Origin of the sequence: Pseudomonas citronellolis (assembly GCF_900112375.1) — a bacterium.
Lineage (GTDB): Bacteria > Pseudomonadota > Gammaproteobacteria > Pseudomonadales > Pseudomonadaceae > Pseudomonas > Pseudomonas citronellolis.
On sequence record NZ_FOLS01000010.1, the window covers coordinates 53,345 to 73,668 of the forward strand.

26 protein-coding genes and 1 tRNA gene are annotated in these 20,324 nt (G+C 66.6%); 25 read left to right on the plus strand and 2 right to left on the minus strand.

Annotated features, from left to right (window positions below; translation table 11 throughout):
- Positions 1-1,539 (plus strand): DHA2 family efflux MFS transporter permease subunit, encoded by a 1,539-nt coding sequence (locus tag BM060_RS11375; RefSeq protein ID WP_074980147.1) that lies wholly within the window; start codon positions 1-3, stop codon positions 1,537-1,539.
- 71 nt (positions 1,540-1,610) lie between these two features.
- A tRNA-Thr gene (locus BM060_RS11380) sits at positions 1,611-1,686 on the plus strand.
- A 1,039-nt stretch (positions 1,687-2,725) separates the two neighbouring features.
- Here the strand turns inward: BM060_RS11380 and BM060_RS11385 are convergent.
- Positions 2,726-3,763 (minus strand): phage portal protein, encoded by a 1,038-nt coding sequence (locus BM060_RS11385; RefSeq protein ID WP_074980150.1) that lies wholly within the window; start codon positions 3,761-3,763, stop codon positions 2,726-2,728.
- Positions 3,763-5,523, minus strand: a complete 1,761-nt coding sequence (locus tag BM060_RS11390; protein ID WP_074980152.1) for a terminase ATPase subunit family protein — start codon at positions 5,521-5,523, stop codon at positions 3,763-3,765. Before BM060_RS11390 ends, BM060_RS11385 begins: the two co-directional genes overlap by 1 nt.
- Positions 5,524-5,674: 151 nt before the next feature.
- Here BM060_RS11390 and BM060_RS11395 point away from each other — a divergent pair, with 151 nt between their 5' ends.
- From BM060_RS11395 to BM060_RS11500, 23 genes are all read left to right on the plus strand, one after another.
- The gene (locus BM060_RS11395; RefSeq protein ID WP_074980155.1) at positions 5,675-6,523 is read left to right on the plus strand and encodes a GPO family capsid scaffolding protein; all 849 of its coding nucleotides are present in this window, start codon (positions 5,675-5,677) and stop codon (positions 6,521-6,523) included.
- Positions 6,524-6,557: 34 nt separating this feature from the next.
- A complete protein-coding gene (locus BM060_RS11400) occupies positions 6,558-7,571 on the plus strand; it encodes a phage major capsid protein, P2 family (RefSeq protein WP_074980158.1) in 1,014 nt (337 codons plus the stop codon).
- Between the two features lie 3 nt (positions 7,572-7,574).
- Positions 7,575-8,402, plus strand: coding sequence for a phage terminase small subunit (locus BM060_RS11405; RefSeq protein ID WP_074980161.1), 828 nt, complete (start codon positions 7,575-7,577; stop codon positions 8,400-8,402).
- Between the two features lie 105 nt (positions 8,403-8,507).
- Positions 8,508-8,969: a head completion/stabilization protein gene (locus tag BM060_RS11410; RefSeq protein WP_074980164.1), complete on the plus strand. Its 462-nt coding sequence runs from the start codon at positions 8,508-8,510 to the stop codon at positions 8,967-8,969.
- Complete coding sequence (locus BM060_RS11415; RefSeq protein WP_074980166.1) at positions 8,969-9,184, plus strand: tail protein X; 216 nt, start codon at positions 8,969-8,971, stop codon at positions 9,182-9,184. The genes BM060_RS11410 and BM060_RS11415 overlap by 1 nt, the downstream gene beginning before the upstream one ends.
- 27 nt (positions 9,185-9,211) lie before the next feature.
- Positions 9,212-9,568 carry a putative holin gene (locus BM060_RS11420; RefSeq protein ID WP_074980168.1) on the plus strand — a complete coding sequence of 119 codons (357 nt, stop codon included), beginning with the start codon at positions 9,212-9,214 and terminating at the stop codon, positions 9,566-9,568.
- A 1-nt stretch (position 9,569) separates the two neighbouring features.
- Entirely contained in the window at positions 9,570-9,842 is a 273-nt protein-coding gene (locus tag BM060_RS11425; RefSeq protein ID WP_074980171.1) for a phage holin family protein, read from the plus strand.
- Positions 9,839-10,675, plus strand: a complete 837-nt coding sequence (locus BM060_RS11430; RefSeq protein WP_074980174.1) for an N-acetylmuramidase domain-containing protein — start codon at positions 9,839-9,841, stop codon at positions 10,673-10,675. The genes BM060_RS11425 and BM060_RS11430 overlap by 4 nt, the downstream gene beginning before the upstream one ends.
- Positions 10,672-10,959: a hypothetical protein gene (locus tag BM060_RS11435; RefSeq protein WP_169720936.1), complete on the plus strand. Its 288-nt coding sequence runs from the start codon at positions 10,672-10,674 to the stop codon at positions 10,957-10,959. Before BM060_RS11430 ends, BM060_RS11435 begins: the two co-directional genes overlap by 4 nt.
- The gene (gene lysB, locus BM060_RS33280; protein WP_074980176.1) at positions 10,956-11,399 is read left to right on the plus strand and encodes an Rz-like lysis system protein LysB; all 444 of its coding nucleotides are present in this window, start codon (positions 10,956-10,958) and stop codon (positions 11,397-11,399) included. The genes BM060_RS11435 and lysB overlap by 4 nt, the downstream gene beginning before the upstream one ends.
- Complete coding sequence (gene lysC / locus BM060_RS33285; RefSeq protein WP_245323052.1) at positions 11,290-11,514, plus strand: Rz1-like lysis system protein LysC; 225 nt, start codon at positions 11,290-11,292, stop codon at positions 11,512-11,514. Before lysB ends, lysC begins: the two co-directional genes overlap by 110 nt.
- Positions 11,498-12,031 carry a phage tail protein gene (locus tag BM060_RS11445; protein ID WP_074980178.1) on the plus strand — a complete coding sequence of 178 codons (534 nt, stop codon included), beginning with the start codon at positions 11,498-11,500 and terminating at the stop codon, positions 12,029-12,031. The genes lysC and BM060_RS11445 overlap by 17 nt, the downstream gene beginning before the upstream one ends.
- Complete coding sequence (locus BM060_RS11450; protein ID WP_074980181.1) at positions 12,024-12,482, plus strand: phage virion morphogenesis protein; 459 nt, start codon at positions 12,024-12,026, stop codon at positions 12,480-12,482. The genes BM060_RS11445 and BM060_RS11450 overlap by 8 nt, the downstream gene beginning before the upstream one ends.
- A gap of 61 nt (positions 12,483-12,543) precedes the next feature.
- Positions 12,544-13,116: a phage baseplate assembly protein V gene (locus BM060_RS11455; protein ID WP_074980184.1), complete on the plus strand. Its 573-nt coding sequence runs from the start codon at positions 12,544-12,546 to the stop codon at positions 13,114-13,116.
- Entirely contained in the window at positions 13,113-13,457 is a 345-nt protein-coding gene (locus tag BM060_RS11460; RefSeq protein WP_074980187.1) for a GPW/gp25 family protein, read from the plus strand. Before BM060_RS11455 ends, BM060_RS11460 begins: the two co-directional genes overlap by 4 nt.
- A complete protein-coding gene (locus BM060_RS11465) occupies positions 13,454-14,365 on the plus strand; it encodes a baseplate assembly protein (RefSeq protein ID WP_074980189.1) in 912 nt (303 codons plus the stop codon). The genes BM060_RS11460 and BM060_RS11465 overlap by 4 nt, the downstream gene beginning before the upstream one ends.
- The gene (locus tag BM060_RS11470) at positions 14,358-14,948 is read left to right on the plus strand and encodes a phage tail protein I (protein ID WP_074980191.1); all 591 of its coding nucleotides are present in this window, start codon (positions 14,358-14,360) and stop codon (positions 14,946-14,948) included. The genes BM060_RS11465 and BM060_RS11470 overlap by 8 nt, the downstream gene beginning before the upstream one ends.
- An 8-nt stretch (positions 14,949-14,956) precedes the next feature.
- Positions 14,957-15,643: a hypothetical protein gene (locus BM060_RS11475; protein WP_074980193.1), complete on the plus strand. Its 687-nt coding sequence runs from the start codon at positions 14,957-14,959 to the stop codon at positions 15,641-15,643.
- Between the two features lie 9 nt (positions 15,644-15,652).
- The gene (locus BM060_RS32330) at positions 15,653-16,834 is read left to right on the plus strand and encodes a phage head spike fiber domain-containing protein (protein ID WP_135500010.1); all 1,182 of its coding nucleotides are present in this window, start codon (positions 15,653-15,655) and stop codon (positions 16,832-16,834) included.
- Positions 16,831-17,106: a hypothetical protein gene (locus BM060_RS11485; protein ID WP_074980198.1), complete on the plus strand. Its 276-nt coding sequence runs from the start codon at positions 16,831-16,833 to the stop codon at positions 17,104-17,106. The genes BM060_RS32330 and BM060_RS11485 overlap by 4 nt, the downstream gene beginning before the upstream one ends.
- 24 nt (positions 17,107-17,130) lie before the next feature.
- The gene (locus BM060_RS11490) at positions 17,131-18,738 is read left to right on the plus strand and encodes a phage tail-collar fiber domain-containing protein (protein WP_074980200.1); all 1,608 of its coding nucleotides are present in this window, start codon (positions 17,131-17,133) and stop codon (positions 18,736-18,738) included.
- 8 nt (positions 18,739-18,746) lie between these two features.
- Complete coding sequence (locus BM060_RS11495) at positions 18,747-19,031, plus strand: phage tail protein (RefSeq protein ID WP_074980202.1); 285 nt, start codon at positions 18,747-18,749, stop codon at positions 19,029-19,031.
- Between the two features lie 90 nt (positions 19,032-19,121).
- Entirely contained in the window at positions 19,122-20,297 is a 1,176-nt protein-coding gene (locus tag BM060_RS11500) for a phage tail sheath protein (protein ID WP_074980204.1), read from the plus strand.
- Positions 20,298-20,324: the final 27 nt, after the last annotated feature.

A 20,324-nucleotide genomic window follows, 5' to 3' on the forward strand; every position in this document is an offset into this window, starting at 1 on the left:
ATGAGCGAGAACAGCAGCAACGGCGCCTTCAGCCCGCCCAGCCTGGTGATGGCCACCATCGGCCTGTCCCTGGCGACCTTCATGCAGGTGCTGGACACCACCATCGCCAACGTCGCCCTGCCGACCATCTCCGGCAACCTGGGGGTGAGCGCCGAGCAGGGCACCTGGGTGATCACCTCCTTCGCGGTGAGCAACGCCATCGCCCTGCCGCTGACCGGCTGGCTGAGCCGCAAGGTCGGCGAGGTGCGGCTGTTCATCGCCGCCACCATTCTCTTCGTGATCGCCTCCTTCCTCTGCGGCGTGGCCCAGCAGATGGGCATGCTGGTGGGCTTCCGCGCCCTGCAGGGCTTCGTCGCCGGGCCGCTGTACCCGATCACCCAGACGCTGCTGATCTCCATCTACCCGCCGGCCAAGCGCGGCATGGCCCTGGCGCTGCTGGCGATGGTCACGGTGGTGGCGCCCATCGCCGGGCCCATCCTCGGCGGCTGGATCACCGACAGCTACAGCTGGCCGTGGATCTTCTTCATCAACGTGCCGATCGGCCTGTTCGCCGCCTTCGTGGTCTACCAGCAACTGAAGAAACGCCCGGTGGTGATCAAGCACGCGCCCATGGACTACATGGGGCTGATCCTGCTGGTCCTCGGCGTGGGCGCCCTGCAGATCGTGCTCGACAAGGGCAACGACCTGGACTGGTTCGAGTCGAACTTCATCGTCGGCGGCACCGTGGTGTCGGTCATCGCCCTGGCGGCCTTCATCATCTGGGAGCTGACCGACAAGCACCCGATCGTCAACCTGCGCCTGTTCGTGCACCGCAACTTCACCTTCGGCACCCTGGCGCTGGTGGGCGGCTACGCCGGCTTCTTCGGCATGAACCTGCTGCTGCCGCAGTGGCTGCAGACGCAGATGGGCTACACCGCCACCTGGGCGGGCCTGGCCGCGGCGCCGATCGGCATCCTGCCGGTGTTCCTCTCGCCGCTGGTCGGCCGCTACGCCAACAACTTCGACCTGCGCATCCTCGCTGGCCTGGCGTTCCTGGTGATGTCCGTCACCAGCTTCATGCGCGCCGCCTTCAACACCGAGGTGGACTACGCCCACATCGCCCTGGTGCAGACCCTCATGGGCCTGGGCGTGGCCTTCTTCTTCATGCCCATCCTGAGCATCCTGCTCTCCGACCTGCCGCCGGACCAGATCGCCGACGGCTCGGGCCTGGCCACCTTCCTGCGCACCCTGGGCGGCAGCTTCGCGGCCTCCCTCACCACCTGGATCTGGGACCGCCGCGCCACGCTGCACCACGCCCACCTGACGGAGAGCCTGAGCACCTACGACCCGGCCACCCGCGACGCCCTGGACCTGCTCGGCGGCGCCAACCAGCACGGCGCAGCCATGCTCGACCGCATCGTCGAAGGCCAGGCCTACATGCTCTCCACGGTGGAATACTTCACCCTGCTCGGCTGGCTGTTCCTGACTCTGCTGGCCATCATCTGGCTGGCCAAGCCCCCCTTCGGCGCCAAGCCGGGAGCCGCCGCCAGCGGCCATTGAGCAAGCGGACACAAGCTGGAAAATCAGAGGTTTACACCGCCCGGCGCGTGGCTATAATGGCGTCCCTCCTTGCCGGTATAGCTCAGCTGGTAGAGCAACTGACTTGTAATCAGTAGGTCCCGGGTTCGACTCCTGGTGCCGGCACCATCTACATCAAGGGTTTGCGGCGCATCCCGTGGCCTGGAAATGGCCTCTACGTAACAAGCGACGTAACAAGCGGGGCGGCTACGGCCGCTCCATCCCTGCACCAGGCTGGTGTGGGTGCCAGCGTGACAGCGGGCATGCACAAGAGAGTGGATCGCGGCAGAGAGCCAGGCTCGAAACCGCCTTTCCAGTACCAGCCCTCCATTTTATGTTGACCCATCGAAATTGGGTAATTTTGGTAATTTCATTTTTGAAATGCCGTTTTTCCCTTTGTATTCAATGGATTACAAGGATTTCTTAAAGGTAATAATAAGGTAATTTTAGGGTAATCGAATTACCTTTCCCCAAGGTAAGTTTTCGGTTTTATCAACCCCTTGTAAATCAAGCACTTACAGAAAAATTACCTTTCCAATTACCTCAAATTACCTTTCAAGGTAATCGCCCAAAGCCAGTAACGACGCGGCTTCCAGGGGTGTTCGAACCCCGAATTACCAAAATTACCTTTTTCCGAGGCCTCAACCGAAAACACGGCCTGGGACAGCCCTCTGCCGCGCCCAGGAAAAGGGGCTCCGGTGCAGGGATTCGCAGGTATTCCCCACCGCCGAAACGTGCAGCCAGCGCCCAGCCTGGGCCGCCTGGAGGGCTCCGCAGGGGTGAAGAAAAAGTGCCCCCTTTAGCCCGCAGGCGTGGTGGGGGGACGACTGCGCGCGCCGGGTGCTGCCAGGCCCTGTCCGGCCGTGAATACTGGCTGTCCATACAGTGCCTTTCCGCCCCCTCATGGCCCCCACCCAGCCCCCGACCTGGCGCGCCGGCACCGGCTGCTCAACGATGCCGGCGCGCGCATGCGCAATCCCCTGGCGTGACACGCACCACTGGTCGCCAGGCCAGTAAATACGGGGCTTTCAGCCCGTTCTTGCTGGTTTGCGAGGGGCGAGAATGGTATGTTTTGCTGGGGTTTTTCGTATTGCTGAACGGCGAAAATCCTCGCCTGCAGGACAGAAAAAAGCCGCCTCGAGGGCGGCTTTGTCGTTTCAGTCTGGCGCTACGCTGGCAAGGCGGACTCGCGGAACCGCATCACCTCTTCCCCCACCCAGTCATTCACCTGGCGCAGCCGGGCCTGCAGCGGCGCCAGTTCGTTCGCCTCCCACACCGCCGTCGCGTCCGTGATCGAGCCGAAGCCGCCGGCATTCTGCGGCACCACACCCAGCAGCTGCGGGTAGACGCGCAGCGCGGCGAGCTGGTCGTCGCGACTGATGTTCTTGATCGCCCCGAAGTCGTCCTTCGCCGCCACCTCGCTGACCGGGATCAGTTGGATCCCCTCCTTCTTCCCGTTGGGCGCGTAGATGAACAGGTTGCGGAAGTTGCCCGGGCCCTTGGCGTTCTTCAGGGCTGTGCGCAGGTTGTCGATGTCGGCCTGGTCCTGGGCGGCGTCGGTCATGTAGAGGATGAACCCGGCGTGGCTGCCGTTGTTGTAGTACTTCCGGCGGAACAGCGTGGCCGACTCGTTCAACAGCGCGCTCTGCAGGGCGCAGAACCACTCGGGGATGCCGTACAGCTCCTGATTGACGTCTGCCTCTCGGAGCTGGAAGACGCTGCCGGCTTCGAATTCGTGCTCGTCCTTCCAGCCCAGCACCTGGAAGAAAACCCCGTCTTCGACGCCGCGGCGCACGTACTTGGCCAGCGGCGGCTGCAGAGTCAGGGTATTCATCAACCGGGCGCGCCGCTTCTCGAGGTAGGCGTTGCCGAACGTCAGCCAGTCCAGGGCGAACTGCTCGAAGGCCGCCAGGCTCAGCAACCGATGCGGGACGAATGTCTTGGCCAGCATGTTGCGCTTGAACATCAGCGCGCTCTGCACGTAGGGGCTCGAGCGCATCCCCTTGGCCAGGCCGGCCATGGACAGCGGTGGCTCGTACCAGCGCCCGTTCGACCAGCATTCGACGTAGTCGAGGATGCCCCGGCTATCCAGCACCGGAACCGGTTCGCCGAAGGTGAAAGCCTCCATGGCGGTCTCCCGCGGCAGCAGTTCGCCCTGGGCGGCATTCGGAGTCGTAGCCAGGTCCTGGCGGGTGTCGGTGCTCATCAATAGGTCTCCATGAATCCGGTGTTGGCCTTGGTCTGGCCTTCCAGCGGCTCGTTGTGCAGGGCATGGAACAGTGCCCACGCCAGGTCGGCGTGGCCGGTGTTGTCGTTGCGGCCGGCGGTGTAGGTGAACTGCCGCCCGCCAGCGGTCATCGTCTTGCGGATCGCCATCAGCGAGGCGGCGAAGTCGGTCCAGCCGGCGTCGAATTCCAGGCGGCCGTTCTTGATCACGTCCCAGGCCTTCATGACCAGCCTGACTTTCACCTCGGGCGAGTAGCTGAAGGTGGTCAGGCCGGGGAAGAAGTTGCGCACCAGCTGGGCCACGCCGGTGCCCATGCCGGTGGTGTCGATGCCGATGTAGGTCACCCAGTAGCGTTCGGTGACCTTGCGGATGAACTCGGCCTGGGCGGTGAAGTCCATCCCGCGGAACTGGTGGCGCTCGAGCACGCGGAACTTGCCGCCCGGCACCATTGGCGGGGCTACCACCACCAAGCCGGCGCTGTCGCCGTCCTCGGCCGGATCGTAGCCAACCCAGACCTGGCGGTCGCCGAAGGGGCGTAACGCGAAGGGCTTGTAGTCCTCGGCCCATTCCACCCAGCTGTCGACCATGCACGGCTGCAGCATCGCGAGGGGGAAGATGCTCGCGCCGTCGTCGACGAACTCGCACATCAGCAGGTTCTGGAACGCCTCGGCGTCGTATTCGTGGCGCAGTTCGTCGAGGTCGAACAGATCGCAGCCGCGGGCCTCGGCGTCGAGGATGGTGACGATCTGCCGCCACAGCTTGTCCTCGCACAGCCGGCCCTCGGCCAGGGCGTCGTGGCTGACGTCGATCTTGATGTGCTGCGCGGCCGGTTTGCCCCGGTTGAAACGCTCGCCGGTCCAGAACGTGTAGGCCTCGTGCGCCATCGAGCTGGGCGTCGAGAAGTAGGTCCGCCGGTAGCGCTTCTGCATCGCCATGCCCGACGCCACCTTGTTCAACTCGCGGAACTTGTAGGTCCAGAAGAACTCGTCGAAGTAGAAGTTGCCGTGGTAGCCCTGGGCGGTGCGGGCGTTGGTGCCCAGGAAATGCATCTCGGCGCCGTTGGGCAGAATGATCGGATCGCCGGTCAGCTCAACGCCCACGACGTCGCGGGCGAAGGCCTGGATGTAAGCCTTGAAGATGTGCGCCTGGTTCTTGCTGGCCGACAGGAAAATCTGGTTGCGCCCAGTAACCAGGGCGTCGATCAGCGCCTCGCGGGCGAAGTAGAAGGTGGCGCCGATCTGGCGGCTCTTCAGGATGACGCGGGTGCGCATTTCCCCCGCGCGATACCAGTCCTTCTGGTAGTCGAAGCAGTCCTCGAGGAACGCCTCGAGCAACTTCTCGACCAGTTCCTCGTCGATGTCGTTGCGCTTGGGTTTGCGCTTCGGCGCGGCGTTGCGCTTGGCCAGTTCCGGGTTGAGCTCTGTCTCGGTCCCGCCGCCCTGGTAGCGCTGGATGCGCGCCTGCCGCTCCAGTTGGCGGTGCAGCAGGTCGATTTCCTTGAAGTCTCCGCTGGTCTTGCCGTCCTTCAGGATCAACTGGACGAGACGGGCTTCCAGTGCGCCGCCAATCCGTTCTACGCTGTCGGCCCGGTCCCAGCTGTCGCGGTCCTTCCAGCTGTGGAGCGTTTTCTCCTTCTCGCCCAGGAAGTCGGCGATATCGCAGACACGCCAGCCCATCCAGTATAGGAATTTGGCCTGGCGGCGGTTGTCTCGGACGGGAATTTCGACGACTGCATTCATGGCGCCGATGCTGCCGCCCGCGCGCGAGCCTCCCTAGCGCCGCACCTTGTAGCGCCCGCAGCTACAAGGCCGAGTCGTTGCCCGGCTCGCCCCACCTATCGACCATGCCCTCAACGCCACGGCACCCGCCGAAATGCATTGAGGACAGCCCATGTCTACCCCCGCCAAGAAATTCCGCTCCAACTGGTTCTGCGTCGCCGTCGAGGGTGCAACCTCGGACAAGCGCACCATCAAGCGCAGCTGGCTGGAGCAGGCCGCGAAGAACTTCGACCCCAAGACCTACGGTGCCCGCATCTGGCTGGAGCATTTCCGCAGCCTGCTGCCGGACAGCCCCTTCCGCGCCTACGGCGATGTCACTGCCGTGAAGGCAGAGGAAGTAGAGGTCAACGGCCAGAAGAAACTGGCCCTCTTCGTTCAGGTAGAACCCACACCTGACCTGATCGCCATGAACAAGGCGAAGCAGAAGATCTACACCTCCATCGAGATCGACGAGTCCTTTGCGGACACCAATGAGGCCTACATGGTCGGCCTCGCCGTCACCGACTCGCCCGCGAGCCTCGGCACCGACGTGCTGGCTTTCTCCATGCAGAAGCCGGAAGCCAGCCCGTTCAAGGACCGGCACTACTCGGAAACCTCGATGTTCACCGAGTCCATCGAAATCGAGGGCCTGACCTTCGAGGAAGTCGAGGATGCCAAGCCCGGCGTCGGCGCCAAGCTGCTCAGCAGCGTAAAGGCGCTGCTCAGCGGCCAGAAGGCCAAGGACGACGAGCAGTTCGCCCAGGTGGCGGAAGCCGTCGAGGCCGTGGCCGAGCACGTCAAGGACTTGCCGGAGAAGTTCGCCAGCCTGGAAAGCAAGCAGGGCGAGCAGGACACCCAGCTGACCCAGTTCAGCAAGGACCTGGACGAGCTGAAGCAGCAGCTCAGCCGCACCCCCGATCCGCAGCAGCGCCAACGCCCCAAGGCAACCGGCGGCGACCAGGTCGAAGTGACCGACTGCTGACCACCCCGCCAGACATACCGCTACGGAGTAGCCCATGCGCAACGATACTCGCCAGAAATTCACCGCCTACCTCGAGCAGCTGGCCAAGCTGAACGGGGTAGCCTCGGCCGCCACCAAGTTCTCGGTCGATCCGACCGTGCAGCAGAAGCTGGAGAGCCGCATTCAGGAATCCAGCGAATTCCTCACCCGCATCAACGTCCTGCCGGTGGACGAGCTCAAGGGGCAGAAAGTTGGCCTTGGCGTGTCTGGCACCATCGCCGGGCGTACCGACACCAGCGGAATCGGTGTCCGCCAGCCGCGGGACGTGTCCTCGCTGGACAAGCAGGACTACGAGTGCAAGCACACCGACTTCGACACCGCGATCACCTACGCGATGCTCGACGCCTGGGCGAAGTTCCCGGACTTCCAGGCTCGCCTGCGCGACGCCATCCTCAAGCGTCAGGCACTCGACCGCCTGATGATCGGTTTCCACGGCACCAGTGCCGCCGCGACTACCGACCGCGTAGCGAATCCGCTGCTGCAGGATGTGAACATCGGCTGGATGCAGCAGTACCGTACCGTCGCCCCGGCGCGCGTGCTCAAGGACGGTGCCACGGCCGGCAAGATCAGCATCGGCACCGGCGGCGACTACCAGAACCTCGACGCCCTGATCTTCGATGCCGTCAGCAACCTGATCGACCCTTGGTTCCGCAAGGACCCGGGCCTGGTCGTGATCCTCGGCCGCGGCCTGGTGCATGACAAGTACTTCCCGCTGGTGAACAAGGACCAGCCGGCAACCGAGAAGCTGGCCACCGACCTGATCCTGGCGCAGAAGCGCATGGGCGGCCTGCAGCCGGTCGAGGTTCCGTACATCCCGGACGGCTCGCTGATGATCACCTCGCTGCAGAACCTGTCGATCTACTGGCAGGAAGGTGGGCGCCGCCGCTTCATCAAGGAGGCACCGGAGAAGAACCGCATCGAGAACTACGAGTCGTCCAACGACGCCTACGTGGTCGAGGACTACGGCTTCGGTTGCCTGGTGGAAAACATCGAGATCACCGAGGGCTAAGCCATGGCCAACAGCCCCGCCAAACGCCACTACCAGCGCGTCACCGCAGCCCAGGCGGCTGCGGCGGCCGCCGGCCCGACCCAGACCATGGAAGGCCTGAATGCCTACGAGCTGCAGCTCGCCCAACTTATCCAGGACCGGGCCCGCCTGAAGGGCATCCAGTCCACCGAGGGCAAGATCGAGCTGAAGCGCCAGTTGCTGCCGGCCTACGTCCCCTATGTCGAAGGCGTGCTCTCGGCCGGCCAGGGCGCCCAAGACGAGGTGCTGGTCACCGTGATGCTCTGGCGCATCGACGCCAGCGACTACAGCGGCGGCCTGGACATTGCAGCCTACGTGTTCCAGCACGGCCTGCTGATGCCCGACCGCTTCAACCGCACCGTCGGGTGTCTGGTGGCCGAGGAAGTGGCTGAGGGAGCGATCAAGGCCATGACGGCCGGGCAGCCCTTCGACATTGCCGTGCTGCATCGCACCGCGGAACTCACCGCCGAGCAAGACATGCCCGACGAGGTTCGCGCAAAGCTCAACCTGGCCTTGGGCCGCGCCACGCTGTTCGGGCTGACACTCGACGCCCCGGGCCAGCCCGGTCAGGTCGACGCCGGCATCGAGCTGCTGAAGCGCGCCATCGAGCTGCATGACAAATGCGGTGGCAAGAAGGATCTGGAAGCGGCTGGACGGCTGCAGAAGAAGCTGATCGACAGTACTGCACCGAAAACACCTGACCCCGTGCAATCGCTTCAGGAGGCACCCGCAGCCATACCTCCCAGCGAGAAGCCAACCAAGCCGAAAAGGCCTGTCCGCAAAGCATCCAAGAATCCGGCCGGCAACGGCTGAACCGAGCGGTCCCCCGCAACCCCGCCGGCTCGGGGCCGATCTGTCTGGTGTCTCCTTCCAGCGCAGTGACGCCCCGACCACCGGCGACCTCTTCAAGGCGGCACCATGAGCGCATTCGTAGCCGGCGGCACCGAGCCGGGCGGCATGATCAACAGCGACGAATTCTGGCCAGGCATCGACCTCGACGAGCTGCGCGACGCCATGCGCATCGGCGCCGACGTCACTGCCCCCCGGCTCGAGGCCGCGGTGGTCGCCGCGCTGCTCAACGTCAACCGCCAACTGGTCGAGTGGCAGGGCGAGCAGCAGGACAAGGGCTACACCGCGCTGAGCGCCGTGCCGGCGAAGCAGGTCAACGGCCAGTCCGCCCTGGTGCAGCACTACCTGCGCGCCGTCCGCTGCGCCGTCGCCGCCGAGCTGGCCGAGCGCTACCGCTGGTACGACACCACCAACAGCGGCAACCAGAACGCCGAGGAACTCACGCCCTCCATCGACGAGTACCGCCGCGATATGGCCTGGGCGCTCAGCGATCTGTTGGCGCGGCCGCGCACCACGGTGGAGCTGATCTGATGGCCGCCGCCCAGCTGCGCACCCTGCAGAACGACACCGTCGACGCCCTGTGCTGGCGGCACTACGGCCGCACGGCCGGCGTCGCCGAGCTGGTGCTCGACGCCAACCCTGGCCTGGCCGAATACGGCTCGGTCCTGCCGCAGGGACTCACCGTCACCCTGCCCGACGCGCCCGACGTCACCCCGGAACGCCAGGTGGTGAACCTATGGGACTGAACACTCACAGCACAGGAAGCAGTAACCATGGCTGAACCAACATCCACCAGCGTGGCCGGGGGGCTCCTGATGGGCCTCGGCGTGGCATCCGCGCTCCCTATCGACGGCCTGGCGCTGTTCGGCGCTCTGCTGGGCGCCTGGATCGCCACCAGCACCCGGCATGACTTCAAGGCCTGGCAGCGCCTGGTGGCCCTGATCCTGCCGACGTGCGTTGGCTACGTCGCCTCCGATGCCGCCCTGGCCCTGGTGCCGTGGCTGACCACCCGCCCGGTCAGCGCTCTGGTCTGCGCCCTGGTGGTCATCCCGCTCTGCCTGAAGGCCCTGGCCTGGGTAGACACCATCGACTTCGGCGAACTCGTCCGCCGTATCCGTGGAGGCAGCTGACATGCTCGAGCTCATCGTCCCGCTGATCGCCGCCATCGCCTACCTGGCGGGGGCCTTGCGCCTGGTCTGCTTCGAGCGGGCCGGCGCCCGCTACCGCCGGGGAATGTCTCTGCTGGCCAGCCTGCTCGGCGCCTCGATGGCGATCAGCGGCCTGGAAATCCTGTTCTACCGCCCACCGGTCAGCATCTGGCACGCCATCACGGCCTGCCTGCTCTGCCTGCTGATCTACCGTTCCCGCGGCAACGTCGCCGCGCTGCTGAGGCCTTCGACATGACTACCCTTCGCCACGGCGACCGCGGGCAGGACGTCCGCACCCTGCAGAACCGGCTCAACGACCGCATCAAGGCTGGCCTCGACACCACCGGCCTGTTCGACGACGCCACTGAGGCGGCCGTGCGCGCCTTCCAGCTCATCGCCGGCCTGGTCGACGACGGCGTCGTCGGACCTAAAACCCAGGCCGCTCTGACCGGGCAGAGCACCGCGCTGCTGCTGGGTGCCGGCAGCCTGGCCGCCGCCGCCCAGCGCCTGGGCCTGCCGCTGGCCACCGTCTACGCGGTCAACGAGGTGGAGTCGGCCGGCGCCGGCTTCCTGGGCAACGGCAGACCGAAGATTCTCTTCGAGCGGCACCAGATGTACCGCCAGCTCTGCACGCCGCGCCACCCTGACGACGACGTGGCCGCGCTGAAGCGCCACGCCGACGAGCTCGCCGCACAGTACCCGAGCCTGGTCAACCGGACGCCGGGCGGCTATGCCGGCGGCACCGCGGAGCACCAGCGCCTGGCCCAGGCCCGCCTGATCGACGACACCGCGGCCCTGGAGTCGGCAAGCTGGGGCGCCTTCCAGATCATGGGCTACCACGCCACCCGCCTGGGCTACGAGAGCGTGCAGGCCTTCGCCGCAGCCATGGCCACCAGCGAAGCCGCGCAGTTCGATGCGTTCGTGCGCTTCATCGACGCCGACGCGGCCCTGATGAAGGCCCTGAAGGCCCGCAAGTGGGACCAGTTCGCCAAGCTCTACAACGGCCCGGACTACGCCCGGAACCTGTACGACGTGAAGCTGCAGCGCGCCTACGAGCGCTATGCCGACAGCCAGAAGGAGGCCGCATGACCAGCAGGCCAAAGACCCCGCCGCAGGCCCCGCCGCCGCCTCCGAAGCATGCCCGCAAGACCACGGTGGTTGAGCAACGCATCGATCTCGAGCAGGTCAGCAAGATCGATCCACAGGACGGCGACATCCTGGTGCTGCCGGCCGATTTCACCCTCGACACCGCCCGGGCCCTCGCCGAGGCGCTGCAGGTGGCCAGGCCGGGCCTGAAGTGCCTGCTGGTCGTGGGCGACGTGCGCCGACTGAACGTCAGCGAAATGAACGCCTTGGGCTGGTATCGCGCATGACCATGCTGCGCCAGGCGCTGTACGGCGTTGCCCTGCTGGGCGCCCTGGCCCTGCTGGTCTGGGGTTACCACCAGCGCGACGCGGCCGCCGGCGCCGCCCTGGCACTGATGGACCAGCGCCGGCAGGACGCCGAGGACCGCAGCACCCGCCAGTCCACCACCATCAGCACCCTGCAGGCCTCTCTGCAGGACGAGCGCAATGCCCAGGCAGGGCTGCGCACGACACAGGACCAGCTCCGCCAGGGGCTGGCTGCCCGTCAACGCCAGATCGAGGACCTCAAGCGTGAGAATCAGGAACTACGTGACTGGGCTGCTCAGCAGCTGCCTGGTGCTGCTCAGCGCCTGCGGCAGCGCCCCGCACTCGTCGGAGCAGCCGCTTATCGTGACTGGCTGTCCGGCCGTGGTGCCGTGCCAGCTGCCGGCGACGGCGCCGGCCAGTAACGGCGCGCTGCTGGACGACAGCGACCGCATCGAGGCCGCATGGGCCGACTGCGCCGCCCAGGTCGACATGGTCTACCAAGCCCAGATGAAGGCCCCCCATGTACAAGCCCGATAGCCTGCGCGCCACACTGCTGGCCTCGGTGCCGCAGCTGCGGCGCGACCATGAGCGCCTGCTGATCTTCATCGACGAGGGCAGCGTGCGCTGCACCGCGGCGACCTCGCTGTCGTTCGAGTACGGCTACAGCCTGCAGATCATCCTCACCGAATTCCCGGGCTCGCCCGACGCCGTCATGCTGCCGCTGCTCGGCTGGGTGCGCGAGCACCAGAGCGAGCTGCTGGCCAACCTCGACAAGTCTGCCGACGGCATCAAGTTCGAGGCGGACATCCTCGACAAGACCAAGGTCGACCTGTCGATCACCCTGCCGCTGACCGAGCGCGTGGTCGTTGTGCGCGAGGCCGACGGCAGCTACACCGTCACCCATGCCACCGAGCCGCAATACGCGGCCTACGAGGACAGTGGCCCGGTGCAGTACTTCGCCAACGGCGAACTGCTCGCCGAGTGGCAGCCGGCGCCGGCGCCGGACGGCATGGCCCTGGACACGCCGCACCCGAGGCCGCCGGTCAATGGCTGATCCACTCGACGCGCTGGAAGACTGGGCGGGCCCGGTGCTGCGGGCCCTGGAGCCGGCCCAGCGCAAAGCGCTGGCCGCCAACCTGGCCCGTCGGCTGCGCCGCAGCCAGCAGCAGCGTATCGCCGCACAGAAGAACCCCGACGGCACCGCCTACGTGCCGCGCAAACCCCGCGAGCTGCGGGGCAAGGTCGGGCGCATCAAGCGCCGCGCCGAGATGTTCCGTAAGCTGCGCACCGCCCGCTACATGCGGGCCAAGGGCGACGCCCAGGCCATCACCCTCAGCTTCGCCGGACGAATCGCCCGCATCGCCCGCGTTCACCAGTACGGCCTGAAGGACCGCGCCGCCCCGGGCGCCCCGGACACCCGCTACGCCGCGCGGGCGCTGTTCGGCTTCACCGACGCCGACCTCGACCTGATCCGCGACGGCCTGCTCGAGCACATTCCCCTGTAGCTCGCCGCGCTACAAGGCCCGCCTGCTGCGCTACGCGCGCGCGGGCGGCAGCATCGGCGCCATGAACGACTACGCCGAACTCGCCCGCCTCATCGAGAACCTCGTCCGCATCGGCACCATCGCCGAAATCGACCTGGCCAATGCCCGCGTACGCGTGCGGACCGGTGACCTGCTCACCGGCTGGCTGCCCTGGCTGGCTCCGCGCGCCGGCGCCGACCGCGAGTGGGATCCGCCGACCGTTGGCGAGCAGGTGCTGCTGCTCAGCCCGTCCGGCCAGACCGCCAACGGCGTGGCCCTGGTCGGCCTGTTCAGCGACCAACTGCCCGCGAACGGCAACCGCGCCGGCCTGCACCGCCGCACCTACGCCGACGGCGCGGTGATCGAGTACGACAGCCAGGAACACCACCTGCACGCGCAGCTGCCTGCCGACGGCACCACACTGCTGATCAGCACCGGTGGCATCCACCTGGCCGGCGACCTCACCCTCGACGGCGACCTGATCCAGACCGGCAGCCAGACCGTCACCGGCAAGGTCACGGTCACCCAGGACGTGGTGGCCGCCGGCATCAGCCTGGTGCAACACAAGCACGGCGGCGTCCAGCAGGGTGGCGGCCAGACGGGGCTGCCGCAATGAACCGCGAAACCGGCAGCACCCTGGCCCTCACCGATCACATCCGGCAGTCCATCGCCGACATCATCACCACCCGCCTGGGCACTCGCGTCATGCGCCGCGATTACGGCAGCCAACTGCCTGACCTGATCGACCAGCCGGTGAACGCCACCACCCGCCTGCGGGCCTACGCGGCCATCACCACCGCACTGATGCGCTGGGAACCCCGTATCCGCATCAGCAGCGTGCAGCTGAGCGACGTCACCCTGGCCGGCCAGGTCGAGCTGGTCCTCGATGCCACCCTCGTTGACGCCAATGAGCCGCTGAGCCTCGCCATCCCCCTCAAGCTCGGAGCCAGCCAGTGAACGCCATCGACCTCTCCCGGCTGCCATTCCCCGAAGTCCTCGAGGCCCTGGACTACGAGACCATCCTCGCCGAGCGCAAGGCGGCCTTCCTGGCGCTGTGGCCGACCGACCAGCAGCAGGAGCTGGCCAACCGCCTGGCCCTGGAGTCCGAGCCGCTGACCAAGCTGCTCGAGGAAAGCGCCTACCGCGAACTGGTGCTGCGGCAACGTGTGAACGACGCGGCGCGCGCCGTGCTGCTGGCCTACGCCGTCAACGGCGATCTCGACCAGATCGGGGCGAACTACAACGTCGAGCGCCTGCTCATCGACGCCGGCGACAGCCAGGCCGTGCCGCCCCGGGCGCCGGTCTACGAGTCGGACGAGGACTTCCGCCGGCGCATCCAGCTTTCCCCCGAGGGCTACACCACTGCCGGCAGCACGGAGTCGTACATCTTCCACGGCCTGACCGCGGCCGCGGACGTCGCCGACATCAACGCCATCAGCCCGCTGCCGGGCTCGGTGACCGTCTACGTGCTGTCCCGCACCGGCAACGGCCAGGCGTCCGAGCAGCTGCTCGCGGCCGTCGCCGCCGCACTCAACGTCGATACCGTGCGCCCCATGACGGACAAGGTCACCGTGCAGTCGGCCAGCATCGTCAACTACAGCATCGTCGCCGAGCTGGTAATGCTGCCCGGGCCTGACTCGGCCGTCGTGCGCGATGCAGCCCTGCAGGCCGCGCAGGCCTATGCCGCCGCGCAACACGCGATGCGCCGCGACGTGACCCTGTCGGGCATCTACGCGGCGCTGCACCAGCCGGGCGTGCAACGGGTGAACCTGACCAACCCCACCGCCAACCTGGTGATCGGTGACGGCGAAGCCAGCTACTGCACCGGCATCACCGTCACCGTCGCGGGGAACACCGATGTCTAACCTGCTGCCGTCGAACTCCACCGCGCTCGAGCGCGCCGCGGCGCAGGTCGGCGTGCAGGCCACCGACCTGCCGGTGATCCTGCGCAGCCTGTGGAACCCGGAAACCTGCCCGCTGAACCTGCTGCCCTGGCTGGCCTGGGCCTGGTCCGTAGACGACTGGTCCGACGCCTGGTCGGAGCGTCAGAAGCGCGACACCGTGAAGCAGGCGCTGGCCGTGCAGCGCATCAAGGGCACCATCGGCGCCGTGCGTAGGGCACTGGGCGCCCTGGGCCTACCGGTGCGCGTGCAGGAGTGGTTCAACCAGACGCCTGCTGGCCAGCCCTACACCTTCCGCCTGCTGCTGGATGTTGACCAGGGCGCCCTGACGAAGGCCGACCTGGTCAAGGTGCTCGAGGTGGTGGCCAACACCAAGAACCTGCGCTCGCAGCTCGAGACGGTGCTGCTCACCGTCACCAGCCAGGCCGAGCTGACGGTCGCTACGGTGACCACCCTCGGCAGCGACCTCAGCGTCAGCGGCTACCAGAAGCCGCGCCTGGTCATCAACGAATTCGCCCTGCCGGTCTACGGCACCGTCACGGTCTGAGGACAGCCATGGAGCTCAAGAACTACTTCGCCCAGAACGCCAACGGCGACATCCTGCCTGGAGCCACGGCTGCGCTATTCCTGCCCGGGAGCACCACCCTGGCCAGCGGCCTGAAGGACGCCGCCGGCGCCGATCTGGCGAACCCCTTCGCCGCCACGGCCGATGGCCTGCTGCAGTTCGCCGCGCCGAATGGGACCTACGACCTCACCGTCAGCGTGCCCGGGCGCAGCTATACCGTGCGCATCCAGTGCTGCGACGTCGCCGAGAGCATCAGCGCTGCGCAGAGTGCCGCCGCGGTGTCCCAGGCATACAGCCAGGTGGCCCAGGACGCCGCCGACCTGGCCAAGCTGCAGAAGAACTACGCCACCTACGCCGATGCCATGGCCGACGTCTGGAACCTGGCCAGCGGCGTCATCGTGCGCGTGCTGGCCGACGAGACCCGCGGCGGTCGGTCGGCCTGGTATCGGACGCTCACCCCGTCGGGCGAATCCCTGGTGCTCGACTTCATCGCCGGCGCGTACTCGGTAGCGGAAAGCCCGCTGGTCTTCATCAAGAGCCAGGACCTGCGGCTCGTCTCGGTGCCGGCGACCAGTGCGTCGGCCGGCACCCCTGGCGACGTCGCACTCAGCACCACTTACCTCTACGTCGCTGTCGCCACCAACACCTGGCGCCGCGTCGCCTTGTCCACCTTCTGAGGGCTCGCCATGGCTCAAGTATCCAAGGCATATGCTGACCTGATCACGCACACGCGCAACAGTGCAGGAGGCCGCTTCAACGCGCAGGGCCTGTACGAAATGGTCGCTGCCAACCAGCCCCGCTTCGACTACGACCCGGTCACGCGGGTATTGCGCGGTTTGCTGATAGAGGAGCAAAGAACCAACCTCTACACCAACAGCGAGAACATGCTCACCTATGGTTCTCTCAATGGAGGGCTGACTCGTACTGCCTCCGCGTTCAATATGGGGTTGGCAAACTTCATCGATCTGATCGATAGCTCAAATAACGATGACTTTTGGTATCAGAACGTCGCTACCACACCCAACACCATTCTTTGTGCATCGGTATCAGTGAAGAAGACTGTGGGTGCTCCACACTTCGGCGCCATTGGTATTGCGTACGGGCCAACTATCATAGGCCGCTCTGTTATCTTCAATCCCAATACAGGGGTAATAACTGCTACGTCAACTTCCGGTGTAATTGCTGCTGGAGTATTCGATCATGGAACTTCTTGGCGTGTCTGGATGGCTGTCCAGATGGACGGTGATACTACTTATGCCGGTATGCGCTGTTACCCTGCATGGAATACTGATGGGAGCATTACGCGTAATAATGCCACCACTGGAACATTGACCTATGGGCAGCCTCAGATTGAAGTTGGTAGTTTTCCCACCAGCTACATCCCCACCACTGGCTCGCAGGTAACCCGAGCAGCGGACTTGGCGAGCGTGAATATGCTTAGCCCATGGCTCAATGCAACAGCGGGCACAATGTTCGTCGAATGGTCCGTCATTGGGACCACCTACAACGCGCCAGTCTGGGTGCTCCAAGGCAGCGGTACCAACCTCATCCGGCAACGATCGGACTCAAGCAAGCCACTTTTCGACATCTTCGTCGCGGCCGCCCAGCAGGCGTCGATCGCCGTTGGCGCTCCAGTTGTTGCTGGAGTGGTGCGTAAAGCGGCCGGTGCATGGGCTGCGGACAGCGTACAAGCGGCGGTAGATGGCCTACTGGGGACGGAGGACGTGACCAGCCAGGTGCCAGTGGTAAGCCAACTGGCGATGGGGCGCGCGTCCGTGACTTCCGCCTATTTCAACGGCCATTTGCGTCGCATCCGCTACGTTCCCCGCCGCCTCTCCAACGCCGAACTACAGGCCATGACCGCATGATCGACTACTTCATCCGGGTGGCCGACGAGGCCGCCATGCGCACCACCCTCATCGCCTCCGGCGCCGCCCAGGACACGGACGGCCACCTGATCCCCGCGGATGGGGTGGCCATCGACATCATCGGCACCTGGTACGACCCACCGGCGGCCGAAGGCGAAGCCCCACAGCCGCGCACCGGCTACTACGCCAACGTCCGATCCGAGGCTCTTATCGACTGGCCCGAGGGCGTCATCGAAGCCGAGCCCGTCACGCCCTGGCGCGTCTGGGCCTGACCGAAGACCAACGAGGGATTCCCCATGCTGTTCAAGACGATCCACACCCTCTACGGCCTGACGTCCATGGCCCAGGCGGAAGCCGCTGGGGCGCTGATCAACCTGCCCACCATGGCCGTGGGTGACGGTAACGGCAACCCGACCGACCCGCAGGAGACCGACACCCAGCTGGTGCGCGAGCGCTACCGGGCGGCGGTCAACCGCGTGTACCAGTCGCCCACCGACCCGAAGCGCTTCACCGCCGAACTGGTGGTCCCCGCGAACGTCGGCGGCTTCACCATGCGCGAGGTCGCCGTCTTCGACAGCCACGGCGCCATGTTCGTGGTCGGCACCCTGCCAGACACCTACAAGCCCACCGCCGACGAGGGCGCCTTCTCCGACGTCGTGGTGCGCGTCGACTTCATGGTCAGCAACGCCCAGGTCATCACCCTGCAGGTCGACCCGGCCATCGCCGTGGCCTCCCAGCAGTGGGTGCTGACCAATGTGAAGGCCGCGCAGATCATCCCGGGCGGCACCGTTACCCAGTTCCTGGGCAAGGCGAGCAACGCCGACGGCGACTACGAATGGAAGGACATGGCAGGCATCAACGTCACGGTCGACACCGTGGCCGAGAAGCAGCTGCTGGCGGCGAGCCAGACCACCGTCGACCTCACCGTCACCACCACCTACGGCCTGGCGGTCTACGTGGCCGGCCTGCGCCTGGATAAGGGGACCGGCGCCGACGAGTGGCAGCCTGACGCGAATATCCCCACCCGGCTCAAGCTGGGGAAGAGCTACGCCGCGAACACCCGAATCACCCTGGTGAACAACGAGCCGGCCGGCAGCGCGCCGGCTCCGCTGGAGCGTGGGAACAACCTGGCGGACGTGATCGACAAGGCCGCCGCCCGGACCAACCTCGACGTCTTCAGCAAGTCGGAAACGCGGACCATGGCGCCCGCCGGCCTGGTGGCATCCTTCGCGCGCAGCGCGGCGCCCACTGGCTGGCTCAAGGCCAACGGCGCCGCCGTCAGCCGCACCGCCTATGCCGATCTGTTCGCAGCCATTGGCACCACCTACGGCGCCGGCGATGGCTTCAACACCTTCAACCTGCCGGACCTGCGCGGCGAGTTCATCCGCGGCTGGGACGATGGCCGCGGCGTCGACGGCGGCCGCGCGCTGGGCAGCTCGCAGACCGGCGCGGTGCAGAGCCACACCCACACCGCGACAGCGGCAGATGGGGGCAGCCACACCCACACGGGTACGGCTACCACCGATGGCGCACACAACCACGCGGCGAGTACCGCCGCCGCCGGCAACCATTCGCATGCTGCGTCGACCGACCCCCAGGGGAACCACAGCCATACCGCGATGGGTTCGCCAGGTATCGGCCAAGGTGCGTCTGGTCCCAACTCCGTCATGCAGTCAGGCTCGACGAACACCACTTCGGCCGCCGGTCAGCACACGCACAACGTCAGCGTCTCGGCTGCAGGGGATCACACCCACGGCGTGTCCGTAGGCAACGGGGGCGCCCACAGCCACAACCTGTCCATCGCCTCCGGCGGCACCCACAGCCACAGCATCACCGTCGGCAGCACCGGCAGCGCGGAGACCCGGCCGCGCAACGTCGCGCTGCTGGTCTGCATCAAGTACTAGGAGGGCAAATGCTCGCGTACCAGTTCGACACCGCCGGCCTGCTGGTCGGCACCACCGAGGCGGACGAGTCGCCGCTCGAGCCGGGCGTCTACCTGCTGCCGGCACGCTGCACCCTGGTGGCGCCGCCGGCCGAGGTGCCCGAGGACCGCTGGCCACGCTTCAACGGCGCCGACTGGGACCTGGTGAACCGCCCGGAACCGGCCGCCGCGCCCGATCCCGTGGCCAAGCTGACCGAGTTCCTCGCGCAGAACCCGGACGTCGCCGCGCTGCTGAACACCGACAACGCCTTGTAGCGGCCCGCGGTACAACGCCGCGCGGTCGCAGCGGACGCGCGCGCGCGGCAGCCTGTGCAGTGTCATCCACCCACCTGCGCAGGCACTCCCATGGCAGCAGACCAGTATCACCACGGTGTCCGTGTCGTCGAGATCAACGAAGGCACTCGACCGATTCGCACCGTCGCCACCGCCATCATCGGCCTGGTGGCCACTGCCGAGGACGCCGACGCCTCGCAGTTCCCGCTCGACACCCCCGTGCTCCTGACCAACCCGCAGAGCGCCATCGGCAAGGCCGGCGTCGACGGCACCCTGGCCGCCAGCCTTCAGGCCATCGCAGACCAGGCCAACGCCATGACCGTTGTCGTGCGCGTCAAGGAAGGCCAGGACGCCGCCGCAACCAGCGCGGCCGTCATCGGCACCGTCACGGCCGACGGCAAGTACACCGGCATGCAGGCGCTGCTGGCCGCCCAGGCCAAGCTGAACGTCAAGCCGCGCATCCTGGGGGCGCCCGGCCTCGACAGCCAGGCGGTGGCCACCGCCCTGGTGACCCTGGCGCAGAAGCTGCGCGCCTTCGCCTACGTGTCCGCGGACGGCGCCAAGACCAAGGAGGAGGCGACCACCTACGCCGAGAACTTCGGCGCCCGCGAGGTCATGGTGATCTGGCCGGACTTCCAGCGCTTCGACACCGCCAGCGCGACCACCAAGACCGCGCCGGCTGTCGCCGTGGCCCTGGGCCTGCGCGCCAAGCTCGACAACGACGTCGGCTGGCATAAGACGCTGTCCAACGTCGCCGTCAACGGGGTGACCGGTATCAGCGCCGACGTGTTCTGGGACCTGCAGTCCACCGGCACCGACGCCGACTACCTCAACGAGGCCAACGTCACCACCCTCATCAACCAGAGCGGGTTCCGCTTCTGGGGCTCGCGCACCTGCTCGGCGGATCCGCTGTTCGCGTTCGAAAGCTACACCCGCACCGCCCAGGTGCTGGCCGACACCATGGCCGAGGCCCACCTGTGGGCCGTGGACAAACCCCTGCACCCGTCCCTGGCCCGCGACATCATCGAGGGCGTGAACGCCAAGATGCGCGAGCTGAAAGGCCTGGGCCTGATCATCGACGGCCAGGCCTGGTACGACGAGACGGTGAACGACAAGGACACCCTCAAGGCCGGCAAGCTGCGCATCAGCTACGACTACACCCCCGTGCCGCCGCTGGAAGACCTCACGTTCCAGCAGCGCATCACCGACACCTACCTCGTCGACTTCGCCAGCCGCGTCAGCGGCTGACGGGGCGGCCTGAATCACGGAGCGCCC

What these genes read in the sequence shown, in the direction of transcription:
- BM060_RS11375 (WP_074980147.1), top strand. Translation starts at nt 1, where the DNA reads ATGAGCGAGAACAGCAGCAACGGCGCCTTCAGCCCGCCCAGCCTGGTG.
- BM060_RS11385 (WP_074980150.1), bottom strand. Translation starts at nt 3,763, where the DNA reads ATGAGCACCGACACCCGCCAGGACCTGGCTACGACTCCGAATGCCGCC.
- BM060_RS11390 (WP_074980152.1), bottom strand. Translation starts at nt 5,523, where the DNA reads ATGAATGCAGTCGTCGAAATTCCCGTCCGAGACAACCGCCGCCAGGCC.
- BM060_RS11395 (WP_074980155.1), top strand. Translation starts at nt 5,675, where the DNA reads ATGTCTACCCCCGCCAAGAAATTCCGCTCCAACTGGTTCTGCGTCGCC.
- BM060_RS11400 (WP_074980158.1), top strand. Translation starts at nt 6,558, where the DNA reads ATGCGCAACGATACTCGCCAGAAATTCACCGCCTACCTCGAGCAGCTG.
- BM060_RS11405 (WP_074980161.1), top strand. Translation starts at nt 7,575, where the DNA reads ATGGCCAACAGCCCCGCCAAACGCCACTACCAGCGCGTCACCGCAGCC.
- BM060_RS11410 (WP_074980164.1), top strand. Translation starts at nt 8,508, where the DNA reads ATGAGCGCATTCGTAGCCGGCGGCACCGAGCCGGGCGGCATGATCAAC.
- BM060_RS11415 (WP_074980166.1), top strand. Translation starts at nt 8,969, where the DNA reads ATGGCCGCCGCCCAGCTGCGCACCCTGCAGAACGACACCGTCGACGCC.
- BM060_RS11420 (WP_074980168.1), top strand. Translation starts at nt 9,212, where the DNA reads ATGGCTGAACCAACATCCACCAGCGTGGCCGGGGGGCTCCTGATGGGC.
- BM060_RS11425 (WP_074980171.1), top strand. Translation starts at nt 9,570, where the DNA reads ATGCTCGAGCTCATCGTCCCGCTGATCGCCGCCATCGCCTACCTGGCG.
- BM060_RS11430 (WP_074980174.1), top strand. Translation starts at nt 9,839, where the DNA reads ATGACTACCCTTCGCCACGGCGACCGCGGGCAGGACGTCCGCACCCTG.
- BM060_RS11435 (WP_169720936.1), top strand. Translation starts at nt 10,672, where the DNA reads ATGACCAGCAGGCCAAAGACCCCGCCGCAGGCCCCGCCGCCGCCTCCG.
- lysB (WP_074980176.1), top strand. Translation starts at nt 10,956, where the DNA reads ATGACCATGCTGCGCCAGGCGCTGTACGGCGTTGCCCTGCTGGGCGCC.
- BM060_RS11445 (WP_074980178.1), top strand. Translation starts at nt 11,498, where the DNA reads ATGTACAAGCCCGATAGCCTGCGCGCCACACTGCTGGCCTCGGTGCCG.
- BM060_RS11450 (WP_074980181.1), top strand. Translation starts at nt 12,024, where the DNA reads ATGGCTGATCCACTCGACGCGCTGGAAGACTGGGCGGGCCCGGTGCTG.
- BM060_RS11455 (WP_074980184.1), top strand. Translation starts at nt 12,544, where the DNA reads ATGAACGACTACGCCGAACTCGCCCGCCTCATCGAGAACCTCGTCCGC.
- BM060_RS11460 (WP_074980187.1), top strand. Translation starts at nt 13,113, where the DNA reads ATGAACCGCGAAACCGGCAGCACCCTGGCCCTCACCGATCACATCCGG.
- BM060_RS11470 (WP_074980191.1), top strand. Translation starts at nt 14,358, where the DNA reads ATGTCTAACCTGCTGCCGTCGAACTCCACCGCGCTCGAGCGCGCCGCG.
- BM060_RS11475 (WP_074980193.1), top strand. Translation starts at nt 14,957, where the DNA reads ATGGAGCTCAAGAACTACTTCGCCCAGAACGCCAACGGCGACATCCTG.
- BM060_RS32330 (WP_135500010.1), top strand. Translation starts at nt 15,653, where the DNA reads ATGGCTCAAGTATCCAAGGCATATGCTGACCTGATCACGCACACGCGC.
- BM060_RS11485 (WP_074980198.1), top strand. Translation starts at nt 16,831, where the DNA reads ATGATCGACTACTTCATCCGGGTGGCCGACGAGGCCGCCATGCGCACC.
- BM060_RS11490 (WP_074980200.1), top strand. Translation starts at nt 17,131, where the DNA reads ATGCTGTTCAAGACGATCCACACCCTCTACGGCCTGACGTCCATGGCC.
- BM060_RS11495 (WP_074980202.1), top strand. Translation starts at nt 18,747, where the DNA reads ATGCTCGCGTACCAGTTCGACACCGCCGGCCTGCTGGTCGGCACCACC.
- BM060_RS11500 (WP_074980204.1), top strand. Translation starts at nt 19,122, where the DNA reads ATGGCAGCAGACCAGTATCACCACGGTGTCCGTGTCGTCGAGATCAAC.